Source organism: Amycolatopsis sp. (assembly GCF_035276945.1).
GTDB lineage: Bacteria > Actinomycetota > Actinomycetes > Mycobacteriales > Pseudonocardiaceae > Amycolatopsis_E.
Window position 1 is genome coordinate 16554 of sequence record NZ_DATELF010000032.1, and the last position, 17608, is coordinate 34161.

Annotated in this window: 22 protein-coding genes; 12 read left to right on the top strand and 10 right to left on the bottom strand. The window is 68.7% G+C overall.

Annotated elements, in window-relative coordinates; all coding sequences use genetic code 11:
- Positions 1-65 precede the first annotated feature (65 nt).
- The gene (locus VJT49_RS04235) at positions 66-194 is read left to right on the top strand and encodes a hypothetical protein (protein ID WP_324163349.1); all 129 of its coding nucleotides are present in this window, start codon (positions 66-68) and stop codon (positions 192-194) included.
- On the opposite strand, the gene VJT49_RS04240 is transcribed toward VJT49_RS04235, so the two are convergent.
- Positions 191-1555, bottom strand: a complete 1365-nt coding sequence (locus tag VJT49_RS04240) for a wax ester/triacylglycerol synthase family O-acyltransferase (RefSeq protein ID WP_324163350.1) — start codon at positions 1553-1555, stop codon at positions 191-193. The genes VJT49_RS04235 and VJT49_RS04240 overlap by 4 nt on opposite strands.
- Before the next feature lie 76 nt (positions 1556-1631).
- Here VJT49_RS04240 and VJT49_RS04245 point away from each other — a divergent pair, with 76 nt between their 5' ends.
- Positions 1632-2633, top strand: a complete 1002-nt coding sequence (locus VJT49_RS04245) for a glutathione S-transferase family protein (protein ID WP_324163351.1) — start codon at positions 1632-1634, stop codon at positions 2631-2633.
- Positions 2634-2711: 78 nt separating this feature from the next.
- A complete protein-coding gene (locus tag VJT49_RS04250; RefSeq protein ID WP_324163352.1) occupies positions 2712-4415 on the top strand; it encodes a thiamine pyrophosphate-binding protein in 1704 nt (567 codons plus the stop codon).
- On the opposite strand, the gene VJT49_RS04255 is transcribed toward VJT49_RS04250, so the two are convergent.
- Both VJT49_RS04255 and VJT49_RS04260 read right to left on the bottom strand, forming a co-directional pair.
- Positions 4378-4638, bottom strand: coding sequence for a zinc-binding dehydrogenase (locus VJT49_RS04255; protein ID WP_324163353.1), 261 nt, complete (start codon positions 4636-4638; stop codon positions 4378-4380). The two genes, VJT49_RS04250 and VJT49_RS04255, sit on opposite strands and share 38 nt — an antisense overlap.
- Positions 4598-5137 carry a zinc-binding dehydrogenase gene (locus tag VJT49_RS04260; protein WP_324163354.1) on the bottom strand — a complete coding sequence of 180 codons (540 nt, stop codon included), beginning with the start codon at positions 5135-5137 and terminating at the stop codon, positions 4598-4600. Before VJT49_RS04260 ends, VJT49_RS04255 begins: the two co-directional genes overlap by 41 nt.
- Positions 5138-5674: 537 nt before the next feature.
- Between VJT49_RS04260 and VJT49_RS04265 the strand changes: the two genes are divergently transcribed.
- Positions 5675-5866, top strand: a complete 192-nt coding sequence (locus VJT49_RS04265) for a DUF2795 domain-containing protein (RefSeq protein WP_324163355.1) — start codon at positions 5675-5677, stop codon at positions 5864-5866.
- Here VJT49_RS04265 and VJT49_RS04270 read toward each other — a convergent pair.
- On the bottom strand, positions 5863-6687 hold the full coding sequence (locus VJT49_RS04270; RefSeq protein ID WP_324163356.1) for an alpha/beta hydrolase: 825 nt from the start codon (positions 6685-6687) through the stop codon (positions 5863-5865). The genes VJT49_RS04265 and VJT49_RS04270 overlap by 4 nt on opposite strands.
- A 74-nt stretch (positions 6688-6761) precedes the next feature.
- Between VJT49_RS04270 and VJT49_RS04275 the strand changes: the two genes are divergently transcribed.
- Complete coding sequence (locus VJT49_RS04275) at positions 6762-7559, top strand: polysaccharide deacetylase family protein (protein WP_324163357.1); 798 nt, start codon at positions 6762-6764, stop codon at positions 7557-7559.
- Positions 7560-7572: 13 nt separating this feature from the next.
- Positions 7573-8934 (top strand): PQQ-binding-like beta-propeller repeat protein, encoded by a 1362-nt coding sequence (locus VJT49_RS04280; RefSeq protein WP_324163358.1) that lies wholly within the window; start codon positions 7573-7575, stop codon positions 8932-8934.
- A 138-nt stretch (positions 8935-9072) separates the two neighbouring features.
- Here the strand turns inward: VJT49_RS04280 and VJT49_RS04285 are convergent, their stop codons facing one another.
- Entirely contained in the window at positions 9073-9930 is an 858-nt protein-coding gene (locus tag VJT49_RS04285; protein WP_414635810.1) for a PaaX family transcriptional regulator C-terminal domain-containing protein, read from the bottom strand.
- Between the two features lie 34 nt (positions 9931-9964).
- Between VJT49_RS04285 and VJT49_RS04290 the strand changes: the two genes are divergently transcribed.
- Positions 9965-10141 carry a hypothetical protein gene (locus tag VJT49_RS04290; RefSeq protein WP_324163359.1) on the top strand — a complete coding sequence of 59 codons (177 nt, stop codon included), beginning with the start codon at positions 9965-9967 and terminating at the stop codon, positions 10139-10141.
- Between the two features lie 71 nt (positions 10142-10212).
- Positions 10213-10632 (top strand): hypothetical protein, encoded by a 420-nt coding sequence (locus VJT49_RS04295; protein ID WP_324163360.1) that lies wholly within the window; start codon positions 10213-10215, stop codon positions 10630-10632.
- Positions 10633-10817: 185 nt separating this feature from the next.
- Here VJT49_RS04295 and VJT49_RS04300 read toward each other — a convergent pair whose 3' ends face one another.
- Positions 10818-11750, bottom strand: a complete 933-nt coding sequence (locus tag VJT49_RS04300) for a LysR family transcriptional regulator (RefSeq protein ID WP_324163361.1) — start codon at positions 11748-11750, stop codon at positions 10818-10820.
- 154 nt (positions 11751-11904) lie between these two features.
- Between VJT49_RS04300 and VJT49_RS04305 the strand changes: the two genes are divergently transcribed.
- The gene (locus tag VJT49_RS04305; protein WP_324163362.1) at positions 11905-12702 is read left to right on the top strand and encodes an SAM-dependent methyltransferase; all 798 of its coding nucleotides are present in this window, start codon (positions 11905-11907) and stop codon (positions 12700-12702) included.
- A 453-nt stretch (positions 12703-13155) separates the two neighbouring features.
- On the opposite strand, the gene pepE is transcribed toward VJT49_RS04305, so the two are convergent.
- Positions 13156-13878, bottom strand: a complete 723-nt coding sequence (gene pepE, locus VJT49_RS04310) for a dipeptidase PepE (protein ID WP_324163363.1) — start codon at positions 13876-13878, stop codon at positions 13156-13158.
- Between the two features lie 498 nt (positions 13879-14376).
- On the opposite strand from pepE, the gene VJT49_RS04315 reads away from it, so the two are divergent.
- Entirely contained in the window at positions 14377-14790 is a 414-nt protein-coding gene (locus VJT49_RS04315; protein ID WP_324163364.1) for a TIGR03667 family PPOX class F420-dependent oxidoreductase, read from the top strand.
- A 1-nt stretch (position 14791) separates the two neighbouring features.
- On the opposite strand, the gene VJT49_RS04320 is transcribed toward VJT49_RS04315, so the two are convergent.
- Positions 14792-15100: a helix-turn-helix transcriptional regulator gene (locus VJT49_RS04320; RefSeq protein ID WP_324163365.1), complete on the bottom strand. Its 309-nt coding sequence runs from the start codon at positions 15098-15100 to the stop codon at positions 14792-14794.
- A gap of 66 nt (positions 15101-15166) precedes the next feature.
- Here VJT49_RS04320 and VJT49_RS04325 point away from each other — a divergent pair, with 66 nt between their 5' ends.
- Positions 15167-15448 carry a winged helix-turn-helix domain-containing protein gene (locus VJT49_RS04325; RefSeq protein WP_324163366.1) on the top strand — a complete coding sequence of 94 codons (282 nt, stop codon included), beginning with the start codon at positions 15167-15169 and terminating at the stop codon, positions 15446-15448.
- On the opposite strand, the gene VJT49_RS04330 is transcribed toward VJT49_RS04325, so the two are convergent.
- Positions 15445-16485, bottom strand: a complete 1041-nt coding sequence (locus tag VJT49_RS04330; RefSeq protein WP_324163367.1) for a J domain-containing protein — start codon at positions 16483-16485, stop codon at positions 15445-15447. The two genes, VJT49_RS04325 and VJT49_RS04330, sit on opposite strands and share 4 nt — an antisense overlap.
- A 38-nt stretch (positions 16486-16523) precedes the next feature.
- On the opposite strand from VJT49_RS04330, the gene VJT49_RS04335 reads away from it, so the two are divergent.
- Positions 16524-17135: a hypothetical protein gene (locus VJT49_RS04335; RefSeq protein ID WP_324163368.1), complete on the top strand. Its 612-nt coding sequence runs from the start codon at positions 16524-16526 to the stop codon at positions 17133-17135.
- Between the two features lie 31 nt (positions 17136-17166).
- Here VJT49_RS04335 and VJT49_RS04340 read toward each other — a convergent pair whose 3' ends face one another.
- Complete coding sequence (locus VJT49_RS04340; protein ID WP_324163369.1) at positions 17167-17559, bottom strand: DUF2237 domain-containing protein; 393 nt, start codon at positions 17557-17559, stop codon at positions 17167-17169.
- Positions 17560-17608: the final 49 nt, after the last annotated feature.

The following is a 17608-nucleotide window of genomic DNA, read 5'->3' on the forward strand; positions in this document are numbered from 1 at the left end:
GCAACCATGCGCTGATCGACGGCAACGAGCGGGCTGCCCGGGCGGGAGCATGGGTCTTCCTCGAAGTGAACGGCGAACGGCTGGACAAGCCACTCGACGTCGATGCCACGGAGGACCTCGTGCTCAAGGCCGCGCGCGGCGAAATCGACGTACCGGAAATCGCCGCGGGCCTGCGTCGCTTTGCCTCCCCCTAACTGGTGGCGTGCTCCAGTTCGGCCAGGGCGGTGTCCAGGTGCAGGAGCAGGCGCTGGAGGTGCGGGACCGAGCGGCGGCAGCCGGTGATGCCGAAGTCGAGGTTGTCGCCGTTGTTGGTCAGCGTGATGTTGAGGGCCTGGCCGTCGAGCAGCACCGAGGCGGGGTAGATGCCGTCGAGCTTCGCGCCGTTCCAGTACATCTGCTGACGTGGGCCGGGCACGTTGGAGATGACCAGGTTGAACGGTGGGCAAGTGTTGGCGACCACGCCGGGCACCGTGGAGACGCTCAGCTGTGCCACGTTGATCGCGGACAGCAGCAGCGCCTGCACCGGCGTGAGCTCCTTGAAGATCCGCTTGGCGTCCTGCATCGATCGATGGATGGTCTGCAGGCGGGCCGCCGGGTCGCTCAGGTGGGTGCCGAGGTTGCACAGCACCGCGCCGATCTGGTTGCCCGAAGCCAATGCCGTGTCTGATTGTTTGCGCATCGACACCGGCACCATCGCGATCAGCGGGTCGTCCGGCAGCGCGCGCTGCTCGATCAGGTAGTCGCGGAGTGCCCCCGAGCACATCGCCAGCACCACATCGTTGCGGGTCGTTCCGGTGGTGGTGGCGATCGCGCGTACCCGCGCCAGCGGCCAGGACTGCGCCGCGAACCGGCGGGCACCACCGATCGTCACGTTGAACATTGTCTTCGGTGCCTGCGTCGGCAGGGTGAGGGTGTTCTCCCGCAACGCTTCGTTGGCCACCTTGAACGCGGCCGGGGCCAGCCCCGCGAGTTGCTTGAGCGAGTCGCGGGCCACCTCCAGCAGTGACCGGGGCCGCCGGGGGTGCCGCTCGTGGGACTGCTCGCGGATAATCCACTGTGGAGGGCAGCCGAAGTCGTACGGGTCGGAACTCAGGGTGCCTTGCAGGTGACGCAGCGCGGAAACGCCGTCCATCAGCGCGTGGTGGATCTTGCTGAACATCGCGAACCGGCCGTCCTGCATGCCCTCCACGAGGTGGATCTCCCACAGCGGACGGTGCCGGTCGAGCAGGATGCCGTGCCAGCGCGAGGTCAGCTCGAGCAGTTCCCGCACCCGGCCGGGCTGCGGCAGCGCGGAATGCCGGAAGTGGTAGTCGAGGTCGACGTCGGAGTCTTCGGACCAGGCCAGGTAGCCCGCGGTATTGACCGGCTTGGCGGGACGCCGCCGGAACACCGGATGAATCTCGGTGTTCTTGAGCAGGTCCTCGCGCAGGCTCCGGAGGTAGTCGCCGTCCGCGCCGTCCGGTTTCTGGAACAGCTGGAGCCCGCCCACGTGCATGGGATGCTCACGGCTTTCCACCAGAAGGAACATCGAGTCCGTTATCGGCATCAATGCCATGATGACAGCCTCCCGTGCTTCGCCCCGGATGATCGAGTCTACGCAGGACCCGGCCCTTCGCGTCTAGGGTAGAGATATGACCAGGACGATCGACCGCGAAACCGGCAAGTTCGTTCGGTCACCCAATCATTTCACGGCGCGGATCACCTCGGACGGGCGAGACGGCTGGCCGGCCGAGCCCGGCCGGTACCGGCTCGTCGTCAGCCGGGCCTGCCCGTGGGCGAGCCGGGCACTCGTCGTGCGCAGGCTGCTCGGACTCGAGAAGGCGATCTCGGTCGCGATCGCCGATCCGATCCAGGACGAGCGCAGCTGGCGGTTCACCCTGGACCCGGACGGCCGCGATCCAGTGCTGGGCATCAGATTCCTCGGCGAGGCGTACCACGCCGCCGAGCCCGACTACGACGGTGGCATCAGCGTGCCCGCTGTGGTCGACGTTCCCAGTGGGAAGCTGGTCACCAACGACTACCCGCAGATCACCCTCGACCTGTCCACCGAGTGGACGGCCTACCACCGCGAGGGCGCGCCGGATCTCTACCCGGATCGGTATCGCGAAGAAATCGACGAGGTGAACCGAGGGGTCTACCGGGATGTCAACGCCGCGGTGTACGAGGCGGGTTTCGCGGCCAAGCAAGAGGCCTACGACGACGCGTACTCCCGGTTGTTCGCCAGACTGGACGAGTTGTCGGACCGACTGTCCGGGCAGCGCTTTCTGGCCGGCGACACGATCACCGAGGCGGACATCCGGCTGTTCACCACCCTGGTCCGGTTCGACGCCGTGTATCACGGGCACTTCAAGTGCAACCGGAACAAGCTCAGCGAGATGCCGGTGCTGTGGGCGTACGCGCGTGATCTGTTCCAGACCCCGGGCTTCGGCGACACGGTCGACTTCGACCACATCAAGCGGCACTACTACCAGGTGCACGAGCGGCTCAACCCGTCCCGGATCGTGCCGAAGGGACCGGATCTCTCGGCGTGGGCGGCACCGCACGGGCGGGAGGCGCTCGGCGGCCGGCCGTTCGGCGAAGGCACCCCGCCCGGCCCGCCGGCGACGGCCGAGACCGTGCCACCCCAGTGGTAGGTCGTTGCCAGATCACCTGTCTGTTTTCCCCCGCGTGGCAAGGTGTCGGCGGACCGCCGGGGAGCATAACCTGATCCGGTGAGCAGAACCGGCGCCCAGCATCTTGTCGACGTGCTGACCGAAGTCGGTGTCGAGGTCGCGTTCGGCCTGCCCGGTGTGCACAACCTGCCGATCTGGGAAGCGTTCGCGGAAAGCGGTATCCGGCTGATCGGCGTCCGGCACGAGCAGACCGCGGGATACGCGGCCGACGGCTATGCCAGGGCCTCCGGCAAGCTCGGCGTCGCCGTCGTCACCACCGGCCCCGGCGCGGCGAACACCCTGGGCGCGATCGGCGAAGCGATGGCATCGGCCTCGCCCGTGCTCGTGCTCGCCACCGACATCCCGGCGGCGCTCCGTCGCGCCGGGACGGTCCGCGGTGTGCTGCACGAGACCAGTGACCAGGCCGCCCTGTTCACCCCGGTGACCAAGGCGGCGGGCACGGTCGGGGCGCCCGAGGACATCGCTCCCGCGGTGCTCGCCGCCGCCAGGCTGGCCAGGCAGCCGCAGAGCGGGCCCGTCTACGTCGGCATCCCCGCGGATTTCCTGCGTCAGGAGACCTTCCGAGCACCCGACCCCGACCCCGGCGAGCAGCGGCCCGCGCTCCACGCCGACGAACTCGATCAGGCCCAGCGCCTGCTGTCGGCCGCGTCCCGCCCGCTCATCTGGGCGGGCGGAGGCGCGATCCGGGCCGAGGCGGGACCGCTGATCGGCGAACTGGCCCAGCAACTCGCGGCACCCGTGATCACCACCTTCGCCGGCCGTGGCCTGCTGCCGCCCGATCACCCCTGTGCGGCGCCGAACCCGGTGCATGCCCCCGAGGTCGGCGCGCTGTGGGACGAGGCCGACGTGGTGCTGGGCATCGGCAGTGACTTCGACGGCCTGATGACCCAGAACTGGCTCATGCCCAAGCCACCCAAGCTGATCGCGGTCAACGTCGACGCCAAGGACGCGGCGAAGAACTACCCGCCGGACGTGACCCTCGTCGGGGACGCGCGCGAGGTCGTCGGCCGGCTGCTGGCCTGCCTCACGCCGCGCCCTGGCCTCGCGGAGCTGACCGCCCGCCTGCGCCGGATCGACGAGCAGGTGCGGCGACGGGTGCGCACCGAGGAGCCGCAGGCCGCGGATTTCCTCGGCACACTCGAGGAAACCCTGCCCGACGGCGCCGTGGTCGTCGCCGACATGTGCATCGCCGGGTACTGGGCCGGCGGCTACCACCGGGTGGCCGCGCCACGCCGGTTCGCCTATCCGATGGGTTGGGGGACCCTCGGCTTCGGCTTCCCGGCGTCGCTGGGCGCCGCGGTGGCAGCGCCTTCTGGAGGTGCAACCCCCAAACCGTCGCCGTCTGGGGGCCAGCCCCCAGACCCCGTCCACCACACCGGCCGCGTGATCTGCGTCAGCGGGGACGGTGGTTTCCTTTACGGCTGCGGGGATCTGGCCACGCTCGCCCAGGAGTCCCTGCCCGTGACGGTGATCATCGTCGACGACGGCGGCTATGGCATGCTGCGCTTCGACCAGGACCGCGCGGGCCTGCCACACCGCGGGGTCAACCTGCACACCCCGGATTTCGTCGGCCTGGCACGGTCTTTCGGAGTACACGCCGACCGGGTGGACGGGTTCGGCCGGGCGTTCCGCCGGCTGCTCACCGAGTTCGTCCGGGCCGACGAACCCAACGTGCTGGTCGTCCGCGCGACGCTCACGCCTCCCCTCAACACGTCACCGCGCTGGTATCGAGCCGAGAGTTAGTAGCGGCCTGGTCGATAGGCATCACCACCTTTCCGGTTGCGAGGTTGTCCTCCATGTACCGGTGTGCCTCGACGATGCCGTCGAGCCTGAACACGCGGTCGACGTTGGGCAGATGGCCGCCGCGTGTGACACCGTCCACAATGTCCCGCGACGCCTTCGCGCCGGCGGTGCCCTTGTAGTGGTCACTGTGGAACGCGGTCAGCTTGGTGCCGGACGGGATCATGGTCCCCGGCTGGAACTCCGGCACCGTCTGAGACTCCACTGAGCACGCCCGTCATGCACACCGTCCCGCCGCGCGCCGCGAGCTGGAGCGAGCCGGCCATGGTGGGCGCGCCGAGAAGATCCAGCACGTAGTCGGGACCCTCCGGGCGGATCTTCCGGACTTCGGCGGCGATATCGCCGCCGTCGATCACCACGTGCGTGGCCGCCGCCGTGCGCGGGCTCGCTGCTTTGTCCGAATTGCGGGTGGTCGCGATGGTTTCCAGCCCGAGGGCCTTCGCCAGGAACAATGTCGCCATACCGACCGACGACGTGCCGGTGCGGATCGACAGCGTCCGGCCGGTTCCCTCGACGCCCATCCTGGCCAACGACCCGTAGGCGATCAGGTATGTCTCGGGCAGCGCGGCGAACACGTCCCAGGGCAGCGAGGTGGACACCGGGATGAGCAGTTCGTTCGGCAGCAGGGCGTACTCGGCATGGCCCCCGGCGAACTCGCGGCCCATCTCGCCCATCACCGCGGCGACCGGGGGTGCCGACCCCCAGCCGCAGGTCGGTCGAGTCGGTGACCGCGCCGACGCATTCGATGTCCAGCACCCGCGGAGATCGGACGTTCGGCGAATGTCCCTGCCGCGTCATCCGCTCCGAACGGTTGAGCCCGAAGCCCTTGACGCGCACCGGACGCCACCCGTCGCGTACCTCCGGCCGCGGAATCTCACGCACTTGGAGCACTTCGCCCGGCCCGGCCCGTTCGCAGACAGCCGCTTTCAACGGATTCCCCCTCCCTCGCGGTTACACTTCCATGCTCCGCACAGTAGCCGGGCCCACCGACAGTTTCGGATCTCCAGAAGCGGTGCGCGCGAGCTCTCCGTTGGCGCGCACCATGTTTGTGGGACTCGGGCGCGGTGAAAGTGGGACTCGCGCGACGCGAGTGGTGGACTCGCGCCGACCGGCTCCGCGGCCAAAACGGGCAGGAACTATCGCCGCGCGCCTGGGTAGCCCGGAGGTGCACGCTGTGTTGGACAAAACTGGAACGAGGAGCCATGTCGGCACCCAATCCGATCCAGATGCAGAAGTTCCTGTCCGGCGTCGACTACCCGGCCGGTCGCGACGACCTCGTGGAGCACGCCCGGAAGAAGGGCGCACCGGACGACATAGTGGAACATCTGCGCCAGTTGCCGGATCGCACCTACGACGGTCCCAACGCCGTGAGCCAGGAGTTCGCGCGGATCTAACGCAGATGATCCACGAGGAGGGCGGTGAGGACGTCCGGCACCTCCTCCGGGATCCAGTGCGTGACGTCCTCCAACATCTGGAAGGAATACGCGCCGGTCACCCAGTTCTCGGTGTCCAGTGCGGCGGTGGAACCGAAGGCCACGTCCTCGGTACTCCACACGTACAGCGTTGGCACATCGACCTTGCCGATTTCGCCGCCGGGCCGGCCCGCCCGATACCAGTTGAGGGCGGCGGTGAGCGCGCCCGGCTCGGACAGCCGGCGCACGTACTCGTCGACCCGGCTCGGCGGCACCCGCCACTCGAACATGCGCCGCAGCGCGTCCGCGTCGTTGGCGAGCATGCGGCGTTCCGTGCTGGTCTGCCGCCATTCCGTCAGGTACCCCGACCGTAGCTGCTGGTCCTGATCCGTGCGCAGAGCGTGCGCGAGCGCCCCGGGATGTGGGGTGGAGACGACGGTCAGCGTGGTGAGCCTGCCGGGGTGCTCGGCGGCCGTCCACCACGCCACGGCGCCGCCCCAGTCATGCCCGACCAGATCGAAGCGGCTCCAGCCCAGTTCGTCGGCGATGGCCAGCACGTCCCCGACGAGTTCGGTCACGCCGTATTCCGCGGCTCGCTCCGGGCGGACGCCCGGGGAGTAGCCGCGCTGATCCGGCGCCACCGCGCGGAAACCACGCGCGCCGAGGACCGCGACCTGGTGCTCCCAGGCGATACCCGCTTCGGGAAACCCGTGCAGGAGCAGCACCGGCCTGCCGTCGGCGGGGCCGTCGGCGATCGCGTCGAAGGGGCCGGCCGGGGTGGGAATCGTCAGGTGTTCGGTCACGCCCGGACTGTACTGCAGCGCCCCGACAACTTCGGGCGGGAACTGGCCTGCCTACCGGCAGGTAACATAATCATGTGCGCAAACCTGATCGAAGATCCTTCTTCGGCCTGCTCGCGGTCGGGTTGGCCGTCGCCGTGGTGGGTTGTACCGAAAACGCTCCCGGCGGGCCGGGCCAGATGGCGAGTCCGGCCGCTCCGGAACTGCCGGACACCTGGGAGGCGGCCGAACCGACGGAAAGCCCGTCCGGTCCGAGCCAGGTGCTCAGCAAGGGACCCACGACGTCCAACCGCATCGCGATCACCATTGACGACGGTTACGACGACGAGGTCGTGGCCGGTTACGTCGACTTCGTCGTCCGCACCGGCATCCACCTGACGTTCAGCCCGAACGGCCTTTACAACCATGCCTGGGCGCCGCACGGCGACCAGCTCAAGCCGTTGCTGGAACGGGGTCAGATCCAGCTCATCAACCACACGTTCAGCCACCGTGACCTGCGCGGGCTGACCGACGCCCAGATCCGCGAGGAACTGGAGCGCAACGAGCAATGGGTGAGCGAGACCTTCGGCATCGGGACCAGGCCGTACTATCGCCCGCCGTTCGGCTTCCACAACGAACACGTCGACGGGGTGGCCGCCGAACTCGGTTACCGGAACACGGTGATGTGGAGCGGTTCCTACGGCGATTCCACCGTGCTGACCCCGGACTACCTGATGAGCCAGGCGCGGAAGTACCTCGAGCCCGGCGTCATCCTGCTGGGGCACGCCAACCATCCCACCGTGCTCGGTCTGCTCGACCAGATCATGGACCTGATCAGGCAGCGCGATCTGGACCCGGTCACGCTCAACGAAATGTTCGGCACACACGGGCCGTAGCAGACTGGGCGGCATGAAGTGGATCGCGGTGGCGCTGGTGATGTTGTCGGTGCTGACCGGCTGCGAATCGGCGGGGGAGAGCCCGGTCGCGGACCCCACGCCGACCACTCGCGACCGGCCGTCGGCTCCCGTGGCCCTGGGCACCACGGATTGGCCGACCTATCACCACGACAACGCGCGCACCGGGGTCGCCGCCGCCGTGCCGCCGCCCGGCCGGCTTTCCCAGGCGTGGTCGGCGAAGCTGGACGGCGCGGTGTACGGGCAACCCCTGGTGATCGGTGACAAGGTCATCGCGGCCACGGAGAACGACACCGTGTACGCGCTGGCCGCGACGGACGGGCGGGTGCTGTGGTCCCGGCATCTCGGGAGCCCGCAGCCCAGGTCCGGCCTGAAGTGCGGAAACATCGATCCACTCGGCATCACCAGCACCGCGGCCTACGATCCGGCGACCGGTCTGGTGTTCGTGCTCGCCGAACTCGACGGGGGATCGCACCTGCTCGCCGGACTCGACCTCGCCACCGGTGCGGTCACTCTGAGCAGGCCGCTCGAACCACCCCAGGGCGACCGTCTCGCGCATCAGCAGCGGGCGGCCCTCACCGTGCTCGACGGTTGGGTTTACGTCGCCTACGGCGGGCTCTACGGCGACTGCGGGGACTACATCGGCTCGGTGGTGGCCGCGCCGACGACGGGACTGGGCGGGACGCGCGGCTACGCGGTGCCTACCACCAGGGAAGCGGGCATCTGGGCACCGGGCGGTGCGGCCGTCAGCGGTGGCAGGCTCTACTACGCCGTCGGCAACGGGGAATCCACTTCGGACTACGACCACAGCGACTCGGTGCTCGCGTTGACACCGGAGCTGACCCTGGCGGATTCGTTCAGTCCGGCGGAATGGATCGACGACAACGCGCGCGACCTCGATCTCGGTTCGATGGGGCCGGCCGTGGTGGGCGGGCAGGTGCTCGCCGTGGGCAAGCGCAAGGTGGGTTACGTGCTCGACCCCGCCCGGCTGGGCGGAATCGGCGGGCAGCTTTCCCAGCAGAACATCTGCCCGGCCTACGGCGGCAGTTCCGTCGACGGTTCGACGGTCTACCTGCCCTGCCGTGACGGCACGAGAGCGGTCGACGTCGGCGCCGGGCGCGCGACCGTGCGATGGCAGGCGCCGGTGAAGGCGGACGGGTCTCCGGTGGTCGGTGGTGGTGCGGTCTGGACCATTGACGTGGCAAGTGGTGTGCTCCACGCACTCGACCAGGGCACCGGCGCGGTGCGGGCCCAGCTGCCCGTCGGGCAGGTACCGCATTTCGCCTCACCGACGCTTGCCGGGCAACAGGCTTATGTCGGCACGCTGTCCGGGGTGGTCGCTCTCCGCGGAATCTAGAGAGCGGCCCGTGCCCGTCGCGGCTGCCGTAACGCTTTGCGCGGTACTACCGCAACCAACGCCCTGTCCGTGCCGGATCGTGGCCTCATGCGGGAAGGGTTCGATCGAATCGCGAACCCAGCCCGCTGACGGCCTCCCTCAATCAGCCTCGCGATCGGCCACCAGAACCTCCCAGTGCTGCTGCGCGGCCGGGCGCCATTCGACGTGCTTGCGGTGGAACAACTCCGCGGCCTTGGCGCCGCTCCAGTTCGGCGGCAGCAGCTTGGCCGGCAACTGTGGATCGAGGAACGGGAAGCGGCGCCATTCGTGTACCAGCAGGGTCTGTGCGTGCAGCACGGCATCCCCGGTGTCCGGATTGAGCCCGGTGAACTCGTCGATGAACCCTTCGTACCGGTCTTCGAGCGCCGACAGATCCCAGGCGCGGGCGACCATCGCGTCCTCGTCACCGATCTTGCCGTAGGCGGCGACGAACGACATGGCTTCGGCGGCGAGGCCGAGTTCGGCCAGGATGCCGTGGGCCTCGGCCTGCCGTTCGGTGCCGGGGCTGATCCACACGCCCGGCGTCGGCGACCCGAACCCCGCCCAGGTCAACCGGGTGCGCAGGCTGTGCCGGAGGTCGCGTTTGGCCTCCGGCACCGAGACCAGCAGCATCAGCCAGGTTCCGTCCCACTCGCCGCAGTCGCGCCCGAAGGAGTAGATCCGCTCGGCGCCCTCGGTGAGCAGGCGGCGCCCCGGCGGTGTCAGCGACCAGCGCACGCGGCGGCCGACCCGCTCGGACACCAGCCAGCCCTCGCCCGCCGTGCGCGCGAGCGCCTGGCGCGCGGACTTCTCCTCGATGCCGAAGCTGCCGAGCACGTCGACCAGTGTCGAGGTCCAGACCGGCCGGCCACGAGGCAGCACGAACTCCCCCAGCACGGTCATCAGCAACGACCGCGCGCTGGTGTGGCTGACCTCACGCCGCCTGCTCAGGCTGGGACGCGCCGTCGTTTCCGTCATCACCGACACCTCCGCTGTGCCATCCTTGCTCACCATGGTGAACCATCACGCGCTCACGCAGGCTCTCGCCGTCGTCCAAGAGATCGAAGCGCGAAGCTTTTTGGGTACCGTCGGCAAGATCGCCGCGGCGACCATCATCTTCTTCATCGGGATCGGGTTCGTCGTGGGCCTGTTGCTCGGGATCTTCATCGGCAGGCTGACCAAACGCTGACGCTGTCCGCCGGCCAGACCGAACAGCGGCAGGCAGGGATCGAGGCCGTCGACGGTGACGGGCACGGTGCGGTGCCGATCCCCGTCGGCCCAGGTGAGGTGAAGTCGCTGCTCCACGGCGAGTGCCTCGCGCACGATCCGGCGCTGGAGGCCGTCGGGCTGGTAACCGAGCTGGTGCGAGACGGCCAGGACGCCGCGTTGAAGTCGAACGCGCCGGACACCGCGACCTCCGCACCCAGGCCGGTGAAGGCGAGGTGCAGCACGGCCGCCCGCATCTCGGTGCCGAAACGCTTTCCCCTGATACTGCTTGCCCAGCCAGGACCCGATGTTCACCTCACGCGTGATGGTCAGTTCTCGTCCGCCGACGGACTGCTGACCGATGACCGCACCCGCGTGGAACACGGCGAGGTCGTGTGTTCAGTGCTCCGGCGTCCGGTCCGGCCGCAGCCAGTGATGCTGGACGACGGCGCGGGCGACCTTTCGGGCGGCTGATCGGTCCACGGGACGAGAAACGGCATCACGTCCGGATCGTGGATGCCCTCGGCCGCGAGTTCGCCCAGCGCGGCCACTTCCTCCGGCTCGGGCAGACGTAGTTCGAGCCGCGGTGTGGTGAGCCGGAGCGCGACCAGCGGAATGTGATCGACCAGCATTCCGCGATTCTGCCAGTCGCCGCCTTTTCACCCGTTGAGGGCTTCCCGGCTGTAGCGGACGAAAGCCTCGGCGCGCCTGGTGACGCGGATGTCGCGGGGCCAGCCGAGCAGCACGGGAACGTCGACCCGTGGCAAGTCGGCGATTTCCTTGTATACCACCGGCAATCCGTCGAGACTGCGGTCGTTCGGCGGCCGTCGCATCATGATGGCGTAACCGAGTCCATGGGCGACCAGTGCGCGTGCCGTTTCCCCGCTGCGCACCCGGTAACGGATCACCGGGGTGACGCCCGCGTTCCGGCACAGGCCGAGTGAATAGTCGAGGCTGGGCGGTTCCTGGCACAGCACCATCGGTTCACGGGCGATGTCGCGCAGCGCGACCTTGGGTTCCCGGGCGAGCCGGTGTTCCACGGAGAGCAGCAGGTACGGCCGCAGCCGGGTCAGTTCCACGCCGTCGACCTCGGGTGAGCGGGAAACGTCGTAGAGCACGACGAGGTCGAGTTTTCCGGCGATCAGGCGCTGTTGCAGTTCGGTCTGGTCGCGTTCTTCGAAATCGATGACGACCCCGGGGTGCAACTGTCCGAAGCCCTGCAGCAGGCGCGGTAGGACGAGTGACGCCAGCCCCTGGAAAGAGCCGATGGCCAGCGGACCGGAAAGCCTGCCGTCGGCACTCGTGAGCTCGCTTTCCAATTCCCGTGCCTGGCGCAGCAGTGCTCTGGCCAGGTGGAGCAGTTGCGTGCCGGAAACGGTGAGGGTGACGCCGTGTGCCTTACGGCGCACGCACAATTGGGACTGCAACGCGCGTTCCAGTTCGGAAAGCGCGAGCGAAACCGCGGACGGAGAAACGCTCAACTTCGCCGACGCGGCGCTGACGCTGCCCTCCTCCGCGACGGTCACGAAGTAAAGCAACTGTCGCAGCGAGTAGCCCGGTACCTTGCGCGGTTCTGGCACGCTATCTCTCACGTCAATTCCGGCGGAAACGTTCAAGCCGGGCGAACCGTGGGCGCGAGCAAAATTTTAACGATTCAAGCCGTCGAGGAGGGGGTGTTCCCGGTTCGGCCGGCAGACTTGCCGTACATGACTGACCGTTTACTGAGTGTCAGGTACCCTGAGGAACATGGCGACGAACGAGCAAGCCCCCCAGCTTGACAAGCCCAACGCGGCGCGGGTGTACGACTACTTCATCGGGGGCAAGCTCAACTACGCCATCGACCGGGAGTTCGCCCACAAGGTGATCGACGAGTTGTCGAACGTCCGTGAGGTCTGCCTGTTCAACCGCTACTGGTTGCGGCGCGTCGTCCGGTTCGGCATCGAGCAGGGGATCCGGCAGTTTCTCGACATCGGCTCGGGCATGCCCACCGAAGGGCACGTGCACGAGGTGGCGCAGAAGCTGGTCCCGGAGTCGCGGGTCGTGTACGTGGACAACGAGCCCATTGCCGTGGCGCACAGCCAGATCGTGCTGGAGGGCAACGAGCGGGCCGCGATGGTGAACGCCGACGGCGAGCAACCCGAGACGATCTTCGGCCATCCGGACACTCGCCGCCTGCTCGACCTCAGGGAGCCGATCATGGTGATCATGGCCGCTCTTGTGCATTTCATCCCCAATGACCGGAATCCCGCCGGTCTGGTCGCCCAATACCGGGACTGCATCGCGCCCGGCAGTTACTTCGCGCTGTCGTCGGATGTCAATGACCTGCAGGACCCGTCCTGGCTGCGGGCCGTCGAAATGTACAAGGAGACCGCCAACCCGCTCTACCTGCGCAGCGGTGAGGAGTTGGCCGCGTTGCTGACCGGCTTCGACATCGTCGAGCCGGGCGTCGTCTTCACCCCGCTGTGGCGGCCCGACAACCCCGAGGACATCGGGCCGAATCCGGAGCGCGCCGGAATCATGGCCGTGGTCGGTCGCAAGCCGTAGGGAGCCGCACGGGCAGCGGACGTCGTCGGACGGCTCCACGTCCGTGGGTGCCGTGACGAAGGTGCCCTTGGCGCGAAGCGTGTGCGGCAGCCCCCGCTTGCGTTGAACATCGGTGGCACGTCGGGCGGTGCCGAGCCGGACACCGTACTTCTGGGCAAGCCGCCGCTCCGCGGGCAGCGGCTTCTTCGGTGCCAGCTCGCCGGTTTTGTCCTGCCTTCGATGTGCGCGGCCATCTGCTCGTAGATGAAGCCGTCGGATCGGACTCGAATCCATGCCGATTTGTTCATGATCACGACGTCATGGGCGCTGTGTCGCCGTTGCTCGCCGTGCAGGTGAAGAAGGAGGTCGCGAATCAGGCCTTCTCGTGGTTCACGACAAGCCCCCTCGTCGCGGAGAGGTAAAGCAAGTTCACCAGGATCCATTTGGCAGACGCTTCCGCGAACCGGCTCGGAACTACGGCAAGTCGAAGCGGGGAAGCGTATCGAGCAGCCCGCTCAGATCCGCGCCCGGTCCGAATTCCTCGGGCTCGGTTCCACGGCGGAACAGGCGAGCGCCTGCCGTGACACCGCCGAGCGTGACCGAAGATTCCCGGATCACCAGCCAGGTTCCCTCGCGCAGGCCCAGCACGGGCGCGTCGTTGCACTCCAGGAACTGTGCGATCCGTTCCTCCCGCGTCTCACCCATATACCGCCCCGACGGGAGCGGATCGAGGTAGTGCGGGTTGATCTGGAACGGGACCAGGCCGGCGGCCTCGAACGAGGGCGGGTGCGCGATCGGCATGTCGTTGGTTGTCCGGATGGTCGGGCAGGCCACGTTCGTGCCCGCGCTCGATCCAATGTAGACGGTCCCGCGCGCGGCCCGGCTCCGGATCGGTGCCAGCAACTCCCGGGCGTACAACTCGCGTAGCAGCCGGAAGGTGTTGCCGCCGCCGACGAAGACGGCCTGCGCGGAGTCCAGCAGTTCGATCGGGTCGGACTCGTGCGCCCCGGCCACGTCGACACCGAGCGGTTCGAGTACTCGTGCCACCTGGGCGGTGTAGGCGTCGTGGCCGGCCAGCGCGAAGGGGACGAAGACCAGTCGCCGCACCCCGGCCAGCGTCTCGGCGAGCATGTCCATCGCGTGCTCGAGGTAGCGCTTGCCGGGCGCGGTCGAATTCGACAGGAGCAACAGTCGCATGGGGACTACTCTTTCAGATGTGAACGGTGAAACCAGGAGTCGCGCGCCGGGACGGTCCAGCCCGGGCCGGGACTTCAAGAACCCGATCACGTCGTAAAGGGCAAGGTCATCGGACCTTTGCGGGGTACGAGGTGGGCCGCTCATCGCCTGCGGTAGCGCCGTTCAGCGGGCGGTGCTCACGAATGTGGGCCCAACCGGCCAGGAAATCAAATCACTGGTTGAGTCCTCAAATCGCGAAACCTTTGCGCGTGGCCGGCCTCCACACACTCAAGGCCGTCGGTTCCGGTGCCATACTGTAAAGGTCTGAAACCAGCGGCGACAATACCCAGCTCTACACCGTGGAAGAGGTGCGGAACGCGCTCGACGTCGAGGGCGAAATCCCGATCGTGCGCTGTGACGCCCGGCGGCCGGACGCGGCCAAACACGTGTTGGAGACGCTGCTGGAGCACGTGCTCGCGTTGACGTGACCGGTTGACGATCGCTTCCTATGCTGGCCGCATGATTCCGGACAACGCCTTCGGGCAGCGCGTGCGCGAGCGGCTCGGCACGGAGATGGTCATCTGGTTCACCACCGTCGGTGCCGACGGAACCCCGCAGCCCAATCCGGTGTGGTTTCTCTGGGAGGACGACGGGTTCCTGATCTACAACCGGGCGGACGCCAACCGGCTCACGCACATCGCGAAACGCCCGCAGGTCTCACTCAACTTCGACGGCGACGGCCAGGGCGGCGACATCATCGTGTTCACCGGGCGCGCCCGCCGGCTGGCGGGTCGGCCGCTCCCGCACGAGTCGCCTGAGTACCTGGAAAAATACGGCGAGCCGATGGCCCGGGTGGGCGGGAGCCAGGAGGAGTTCGGCGCCACCTACCCGGTGCCGGTCCGCGTCGACGTCACCCGCGTTCGCGGCTACTGACTCAGCGTTCGCGCTCGCCGAGCAGGTCGGCGGGGTGGACGCCGAGGGCGTCGGCCATGCGGAACAGGGAATCCAGTGTGATGTTGCGGGGCGGGCGCTTGCGCGGGTCTTCGCGGCGTTTCGGCTGATCGAGCCGGGAGCGTTCGAGTTCGGCGACGACGGACCGCGACACTCCGGCTCGGTCGGCGAGATCCTCCTGGCTGAGGTCGCGGTCCCGGCGCGCCTTCCGGACCCGGGTGGCCAGCGCGCGCAGCCGGTCGTCGAGCCCGTGGTCGTCATGCTCGCTGGCCCGGTCTCGCTCGATGGTCACGGCTGGCCAGCCTACCAACGGCGAGTACGACGGACAAGTTGTCGCTTCTATGATAACTTTGGTCCCATGATCAAGGAAATCATCGACCCCGAACCGCCTGGCTACCTCTACCAGGCCGTGGCGACCGACCTCACCCGCCGCATCCGGTCCGGCGAACTGGCCCCCAATACCCCGCTGCCCGCCGAAGTCGATCTCGCCCGGCGGTACGGCGTCTCGCTCGGCACCGCCCGGCACGCCACCAGACTCCTGCGGGAACGCGGGTTGGTGGTCACCATCCGCTCCAAGGGCACCTACGTCGTCAAGCGCGACGAGAAGCCACCGATTTGTCTGTGGGGAGCGCCGGGTTAGACCACCCGGGCGCGCAGCGCGCGGAGCAGTTTGAGGTCCACTGTGGACGCTTCCGCGGCGAGCCACCCGCCGATTTCACGCGCGAACTGCTCGGGCGTCATCGGCTGTGGCACCGAGGAGCCATCGGCCGGCTCGGCGGTGACCTGCCCGGCTCGGCTCGGGTAGACGATCAGGGCGCCGCGGATCTCGGCGCCGGGCAGCAACTCGCGGTAGGCGTCGATCGCCTCGGGCAGCCGGGTCGCGCCACCGCGGAACACCCGGCCGTTGCGCCACAGCCCACCGGTCTCGTCGGTGGCGTAGTGGCCGGGCAGCCACGTCTTGGACTCGATGAGCACGAGCCTGCGCCCGGCCAGCACCGCGTGATCGATATCCGCGAACACCGAGCCCGGCCAGGCCAGGCCGTGGAAGATCCGCGCGCCGGGCAGCCGCGTGAGGTAGCGCTCGAGCAGTTCCGCGGTGAGCCGCTCGCCCCACTGGTCGGGATCGCCGCCGGGCCGGCCGAACACCATGACCCCGCCGAACTCGGCGGCGAACTCCCGCCGTGCGCGGGCCACCGCGAGCTGCTGATACACCAGCCAGACCGTCACGCCCGTCGCGAGCAGGAGCCACCCGGTCAGCATCAGTGCCCTGGCCATGATCGGCAGCACCACGAGCACGAGCCAGCCGAGCAGGATCATCACCGGCGCGTGACCCGGCCCGGGCGGTTCGGCGGGCCGGAGGCGCGCGACGGCCTGGTCCCACCAGGGCAGCGCCTCCGGGGTGAGCCGCGGCATTTCGGCGGTGAAATCCGGATCCTCGCCGAATTCGCGGCGGCGTGGCCGGGTCAGGACGGCCGGTTCGAGGCGCCGGTCATAAGCGGCTCGGCGGGCCGGGTCGCTGAGCGTCTCGTAGGCCTGGCGGAGCCGGTGAAACTCGCCCGGCGAGCCACCCGCGTCCGGATGCGCCGAACGCGCCCGCGACCGGTAGGCCGACTTTATCTCCGCCGTCGAGGCGTTCCTGCCCACACCGAGCAGGTCGTAGTAGCCGGCGCCGCGCACGCGGCCACAATACTGGGCTCACCGATTAAAGTTGCGCCGTGGCGGTTTCTCCAGCGGGCGTGCTGGCCCGGCGGCTCGGCATCAGGACAGGGCGCGTGGTCGCGCCCAGCGGCCTGGTCGCGATCCTTGTGGGCACGCTGCTGTTCCTGCTGCCACCACACAGCTCCATCGCGGCGATCGGGTTCGGCATCGGCGGCGTGGCCGCGTTCGCGCTCGGTATGGTCCGCTTCGCCGGCGGGCCGTGGTGGGTTCTGATCGCCGCGGTGGTTCCCGGAGTGCTGCTGTTCGCCGCACTGAACGTGGCCGGGCGGGGCCTGGCCCTGCACCTGTTCGCGCGGTCCGAGTCCTGCCAGGTCGCGCAGCGCGAGGAAGTCGACACCCGCTCTCGATATCCGCACTACGGGTTCATGCACACGGTGAGCTGCCCGGGCGGCGTGACCTTGACCATCCGCACCGACTCGACCGACCGGCAGGCCGTGGGCGACCGGGTGCGGGTCCTGGACGACCCCGGCGGCCTGCTCGAACCGGACTTCGAGAAGCGGCACAACCTGGTGGTCGACACACTCGCTCTCGTCGCCGCGCTGGGCCTGGTCACCGCGGTGATCATGGTCGTCCGCGGCAGGACGGGTCGCGCCAGGCTTGTCCGTTGAGGATGGTGTGGACGACGGGCGGGCGCGCTGTTCAGATCAGCGAGCTCGGGTCGGCGGGCACGTCGGCCGCGTGTCTGCGAAGGTCCTCGAGTTCGATGACCTCCAGCGCGCGGACGTGCGTCGCGGCCAGCACGACCGGAGGTGCCGCACCCGCCTCGAGCGCCTCCTGCCAGCGGGCGGCGCACACGCACCAGCGATCCCCGGGTTCCAGACCCGGAAACCCGTGCTCCGGTCGCGGCGTGATCAGGTCGTTGCCCGCCTTGAGCTGGTGGGCGAGGAACTCGCGGGAGACGACGGCGCAGACGGTGTGGTTGCCGAGATCGTCGGGGCCGGTGTTGCAGCAGCCGTCCCGGTAGAAGCCGGATACCGGATCGGTTCCGCAAGGCTCGAGTTCCCCGCCCAGCACGTTGCGATCGTTCGTCATGAACTCAGCTTGACAGCTTCGCGCCGGGTTCGCTGCCGATCGGCTCTGT